Origin of the sequence: Aeromonas sp. HMWF014 (assembly GCF_963878295.1) — a bacterium.
Taxonomy (GTDB): domain Bacteria; phylum Pseudomonadota; class Gammaproteobacteria; order Enterobacterales; family Aeromonadaceae; genus Aeromonas; species Aeromonas popoffii.
On record NZ_CAWNYS010000475.1, the window covers coordinates 1 to 5,757 of the forward strand.

Sequence of the window (5,757 nt, forward strand, 5' to 3'; positions counted from 1 at the left end):
GAAGGCATCAGTTCTGGATTCGCTGTTTGAGGTCATGTCGCTCGATGATTTTCAAAGGGGTGGGTTCGTGCAGTTTGCCACGGGCGAGGGTCCATTGCCGCTCGCACAGGTCGGTCAGATCGTTGTTCTGGTGGCTGATGATGACCAGGCCACTGCCCTGTTCCCGCAGATCTTGCGCCAAGGCGGCCATCAGGGCAACCGAATGTGCATCCAGATTGGCGGTGGGTTCATCCATCAGCAAAAAGGCGGGCTGCAGCGCCCAGGCGCGGGCCATGGCCAGACGCTGGCGCTCGCCACCGGACAAAATACTGATGTGTTCCCGCGCCACTCCTTCCAGCTCGACCCGGCGCAGCGCCTCGAACACCCGCACCTCGTCGGCGGCCTGATGGCCGAGGGCCCAGGCGACGTTGTCGTGCACGCTGCGATCGAACAGATAGGGGGTCTGGTGCAGATAGGTGACCCGGCCCGGGCCGGGATCCCGCTTGATCCACTGCTCGAGTCTGGCGCGCCAGCCACGGGCGAGGTTGGTGTGGCCCTGGGTCGGCGTCAGCAGGCCGGCCAGTATCTTGAGCAGGGTGGTCTTGCCCACCCCGTTCGCCCCGCGCAGCCAGATGGCGTCGCCTGCCGCGATGGAGAGCCGCTCTATCTGGAACAGGTTACGCTCGCCAAAGCGCATCATCAGCTGGTGGGCGGTCAGGGCCATGGGGTACTCCAGTTGATAAACCGTGGGGGCATGGTCAGTTCTTCAGATAGCTGTGGCCGCGACATGCGGTCAGCAGCAGGTTGAGCAGCAGGGCCAGGCTCAGCAGCACTATGCCGAGCGCCACCCCCTGGGCAAAGGCACCCTTCTGGGTTTCCAGCGCAATGGCAGTGGGGATGTTGCGGGTAAAATGCAGGATATTGCCCCCCACCATCATGGAGCAGCCCACCTCGGTGACGATGCGGCTGAAGGCGCCGATCACCGCTGCCAACAGGCCGAAGCGGCATTCGCGCATCAGCCCGAGCAGTGCCTTCGGCCAGGAGAGCCCCAGGGTGAGTGCTGTCTCCCAGGCGCGGCGATCGCTTTGAATGAAGGCGGCGTGAGCCATGGTGGCGATGACGGGGAAGGCGATCAGCATCTGGCCAGCCACCATGGCTTGCTGGGTAAACAGCATCTTCCAGTCGCCAAAGGGGCCTGCCCGCGAGAGCAGCATGTAGAGCAAGAGGCCGATCACCACGGTCGGCACCGACTGCAGGGTATTGATGCAGGAGAGCCAGAGCCAGCGCGCCGGGATCGGCAGATAGGCCAGCGCAAAGCCGAGCAGCAGCGCCGGCACCAGCACCAGCGCCAGCGCCAGGCAGGAGACGGAGAAGGAGACCCCCACCACCTGCCACAGCTCTGTGTCGCCACTGAACAGCAGGGCAAGCGCCGCCAGCGTTGTATCCAGCAGGGTTGGCATCACGCCTCTCTCTCATGGTGCAGGGCGAGGGCCGTCAATGCGGCCATATCCAGCAGGGTCGGCATTATTGCCCGCTGGTATCGGCTACAAACAGCGCCTGACCCGCCACCTTGAAGTCACCGATCAGGGTCTGGCCATGTTCGGAGACCAGCCAGTTCTTCAGGGTGCGGGCTCCTTCGGTATTGAGATCCGGGTAGCGCTTGGGGTTGACCAGGATCACCTGATAGGGGTTGAACAGGCGCTTGTCACCCTCCAGCAGCACGGCGAGATCCAGCTTGCTCTGATAGGCGAGCCAGGTGCCTCGGTCGGTCAGGGTGTAGGCACCGAGCTCGGAGGCCATGGTCAGGGTCGGCCCCATACCCTGGCCGATGGACTTGTAACCGGGGAACTCGGGTTTGACGTCAGCGGCTTGCCACAGGGTCTTCTCCTTGATGTGCGTGCCGGACTCGTCACCGCGGGAGATAAAGGTCTGGCCCTGATCCTTGATGGCTTGCAGCCCTTTCGCCGCGTCGTGCAGCTTGCCCAGACTCGCCGGGTCTTTCGCCGGGCCGACGATGACGAAGTCGTTGTACATCAGGTGCACCGGCTCGATACCAAAGCCTGCGTCGACGAAGGCCTTCTCGGCAGAGGGGGCATGGGTCATCACCAGATCCGCATCGCCGTTTTCACCCATCTTCAGGCTCTGACCAGTACCGGCCGCCATCACCTGCACCGGATAACCTGTCTCCTTGGTGAACTGGGGCAGCAGCCAGCCCAGCAAACCGGACTGCTCGGTGCTGGTGGTGGTGGCGAGGCGGATAGGCGCCTTGGTGGTATCGGCATGGACTGCGCCGGCGATCAGCAGGCTGGCCGCGAGGGAGAGGGCAAAATGTTTGAGATGGGTTTTGATCGTCATCTTGATGCAACTTTTTCAGGGTGGATGAGGAGAGGGCAAGCGTAAGCAAACAGGGTGCCAAACTGTTCCTTTCCTGTTTTATTTGCAGTTTGCCTTTTAAAAACAGACGTTTATTAGAATCATTTAGGTGAGCGTGTTATCGCTTTTAATAATTGGTGTTGGTGCTTTTGATACGGTAAGGACAAAATGTCCCACTAAAGTTCCGGTTATCGGGACATTCTCCGACCTTACCTGCATTCGAGGTACTTTTGTCATGACTGCACCCGCCAGCCGCTGGTCTGCCCTCTCTTTGCTCATCGTCGATGATGAACCCGGCATGCGCAGCTTTCTGGCCAAAGCGCTGGCCAGGCGCTTCGCCCAGATAGAGACGGCCGCCAGCGTGGAGGAGGCGGAAGCCCTGCGCTGTCGCCTGCATTTCGATCTCATCATTGCCGACATCCGGCTGCCGGGGCGCTCCGGCATTGAATGGCACGAAGCCATCGACCCCGCGACCCGTCGCAGCGACATCATCTTCATGACAGGTTTCGGCGACATGGATACCGCCCTCAAGGCGCTGCGGCTCGGCGCCAGCGACTTCATCCTCAAGCCCTTCAACCTGGATCAGATGGTGCAGGCGGTGGACAGGGTGATAGAGCGCCGCCAGATGGAGCGGGAGAACCTGCTGCTGCGCCGGGAGGTGAGCAAGCTCTTCCCCCCCACCCTGATAGGCGACAGCGCCAAGACCCGGGATCTCAAGACGCTCATCGCCAGAGTGGCGCCCTCCAACGCCGCCGTGCTGGTGGAGGGGGAGTCCGGCACCGGCAAGGAGCTGGTGGCCCGCGCCCTGCACCAGCTCTCCGGTCGTATGGGGGCCTTTGTGCCCCTCAACTGTGCCTCCATCGCTCCCGAGCTGCTCGAAAGCGAGCTGTTCGGTCACGTGCAGGGGGCCTTCACCGGCGCCCGCAAGGGGCGCGACGGCCTGTTCCGGGTCGCCCATCAGGGCACCCTCTTTCTGGACGAAATAGGCGAGATGCCGCTCGCCATGCAATCTTCCCTGCTGCGGGTGCTGGAGCAAAAAGCGATCCGGCCGGTCGGCGCCGAACGTGAATTGTCGGTGGATGTGCGTATCGTCGCCGCCACCAACCGCAACCTCAAAGCCGAGGTGGAGGCGGGCCGCTTTCGCGAAGATCTCTTCTACCGCCTCAACGTGGTGGCGCTGCCGGTGGCGCCACTGCGCGATCGCGTCGACGACATCCCCGCCCTGGTCCATCACTTCACTCGCCAGCTCACTGCCGAGATGGGGATGGGCTCCTTAAGTTGGACCCACGAGGACGTGGTGGCCATGCAGGCCTATCCCTGGCCCGGCAACGTGCGCGAGCTGCGCAACCTGATCGAGCGCTGCCTGTTGCTGGGCAAGCCCCCCGCCGACTATTGGCAGAGCAACAAAGCGGCAGAGCAGGGGGAGAGCGAAGAGGGCTATCCGCTGGCGTGGCCGCTGGCCGAGGTGGAAAAGGCCCATATTCTGCAAGTGGTGGCGAGCCATGATGGCAACAAATCCGCCGCCTCCCGGGTGCTGGGGGTGGCGCGCAAGACCCTGGAGCGCAAGTTCAAGGAGTGGGCCATCGAATGATCATCTGCAACCGGATGGCGCCGCTGTGACCCTGTTGCCGCGCTGGCTCAAGACCAAGGTACGTTGGCGCCTGCTGCTGCTCACCTCTGTGCCCATCACGCTCACCCTGGTGGGCATGATAGGGCTGACGCTGTACTGGACCCTCACCTACAGCTGGCAGAACCTGCTCACCAATGTGCGCGGCGACCTCAGGGTCGCCCACCATGCGGTGAGCGTGCAGCAGCAACGTCAGGCCGAACATCTGGAGCACCTGCGCGATGCCTGGGCCTTCCAGCTGCGGCTGCGCGAATCGCCAGATCAACTGCAGGAGTGGGTGATGCCGCTGGCGGCCAACTATGGCCTCGATTTTCTGCGCTTGCGCCATGGCCCCGAGCTGGATCAGCTGACAGCGCAGGCGCGCACGGCCCTCGCCGCCGGGCGCAGCGTCAGCCACTTCGTGGTCTGGCCGCGGGAGCAGTTGCTGGCCCTCTCGCCCGCCCTTGCCAGCCGCGCCGTGCTGGACAGGGAGCACACAGCCGACCTTGGCCAGGAGACCCGGGGGCTGGTCAGCCTCTCCCTGACGCCCGTCATGGCCCAAGACGGCTCTCTCTGGGCCGTGCTGGAGGGGGGCGAGCTTATCAATGGCAGTACCCGGCTGGTGGACGAGATCAGGGGGCAGGTGTTTGCCAAAAATACGCTGCCAGAGGGGGGCGTAGGCACAGTGACCCTGTTTCTTGGCGATCTGCGGGTGAGCACCAACGTGCCTGCCAGCAGCAGCCGTCAGCTGGGCCGGGCGGTGGGCACCCGGGTCTCGCCACCGGTGCGCGAGCAGGTGTTGGGACGGGGGGAGATGTGGGTTGACCGCGCCTTCGTCCACGACGCCTGGTATGTCTCTGGCTACGAGCCGCTGCTGGGGGCGAATGGCGAGCGGATCGGCATGCTCTATGTCGGCTTTCTCGAGTGGCCCATCATCCGTACCTACCTCACCAATCTGGTGGAGCTGGGCTCCGGCGTGGTGGTGCTGTTGCTGCTCTCGGGCCTGCTGGTCTATCGCGGCGCACGGGATCTCTTCACCCCCATAGAGCGGATGCACAAGGTAGTGCGTCAGGTGCAGCATGACCAGTCGGCCCGGGTGGGGGCGCTGCCGCTTGACCCCGACCATGAGCTGGCCGAGCTGGGGCGCCAGTTTGACGCCATGCTGGACCGGCAGGCCGCGCACCAGCAGCAGCTGGCCCGCAGCGCCGACCAGCTGGAGCAGAAAGTGGCCGAGCGCACCTTGAGCCTCAAGCAGAAGACTGCCGAGCTGGAGCACCACATCCATATGCTGACCGAGGCGCGCCAGCAGCTGCTCATCAGCGAGAAGCTGGCGGCCCTTGGTGAGCTGTGCGCCGGGGTGGCCCACGAGATCAATAACCCCTTGGCGGTGATCCTCGGCAATGTGGAGCTGATGAAGCTGGAGTTGGGGGAGGCGGCCGAGCCGGTCAGTGAGGAGCTGGCGCTGGTGTTGGCCCAGATTGAGCGCATCCGCGCCATCACCCGAAGCCTGCTGCAATATTCCCGCCCCGGCGACTACGAGACTGCGCCCGTCTGGCATCACCTCACCCCCATCATTGAAGAGAGCCTGACTCTGGTGCGTTCAGCCCTGCGCCAGCAGCAGGTAGCGCTGGTGGCCGATCTCAGGGCCCAGCAGCCCATCGAGGCGGATCGCCAGCAGCTGTTGCAGGTGCTGATAAACCTCTTGGTCAACGCCAGCCACGCGCTGGGGGAGCGGGGGGAGATCCGGGTCGAGAGCCGCGACTGGTGCGATGAGGCGGGAGCGCTGCAAGGGGCCGAGG

General features: G+C 64.0%; 5 protein-coding genes. 2 read left to right on the plus strand and 3 right to left on the minus strand.

The features are described from left to right. Positions 1-7 precede the first annotated feature (7 nt). The 3 genes from AAC083_RS18460 to AAC083_RS18470 form a co-directional block, all read right to left on the minus strand. On the minus strand, positions 8-703 hold the full coding sequence (locus AAC083_RS18460; protein ID WP_108537375.1) for an energy-coupling factor ABC transporter ATP-binding protein: 696 nt from the start codon (positions 701-703) through the stop codon (positions 8-10). 34 nt (positions 704-737) lie between these two features. Beyond that, complete coding sequence (locus tag AAC083_RS18465; RefSeq protein ID WP_108537376.1) at positions 738-1,439, minus strand: ABC transporter permease; 702 nt, start codon at positions 1,437-1,439, stop codon at positions 738-740. A gap of 64 nt (positions 1,440-1,503) precedes the next feature. Then, a complete protein-coding gene (locus tag AAC083_RS18470; protein WP_108537377.1) occupies positions 1,504-2,334 on the minus strand; it encodes a substrate-binding domain-containing protein in 831 nt (276 codons plus the stop codon). A 253-nt stretch (positions 2,335-2,587) separates the two neighbouring features. On the opposite strand from AAC083_RS18470, the gene AAC083_RS18475 reads away from it, so the two are divergent. Together AAC083_RS18475 and AAC083_RS18480 are read left to right on the plus strand one after the other, a co-directional pair. After that, positions 2,588-3,943 (plus strand): sigma-54-dependent transcriptional regulator, encoded by a 1,356-nt coding sequence (locus AAC083_RS18475; protein ID WP_108537378.1) that lies wholly within the window; start codon positions 2,588-2,590, stop codon positions 3,941-3,943. Positions 3,944-3,968: 25 nt separating this feature from the next. Next, a partial coding sequence (locus AAC083_RS18480; protein ID WP_258224765.1) for a sensor histidine kinase occupies positions 3,969-5,757 on the plus strand: 1,789 nt, incomplete at its 3' end.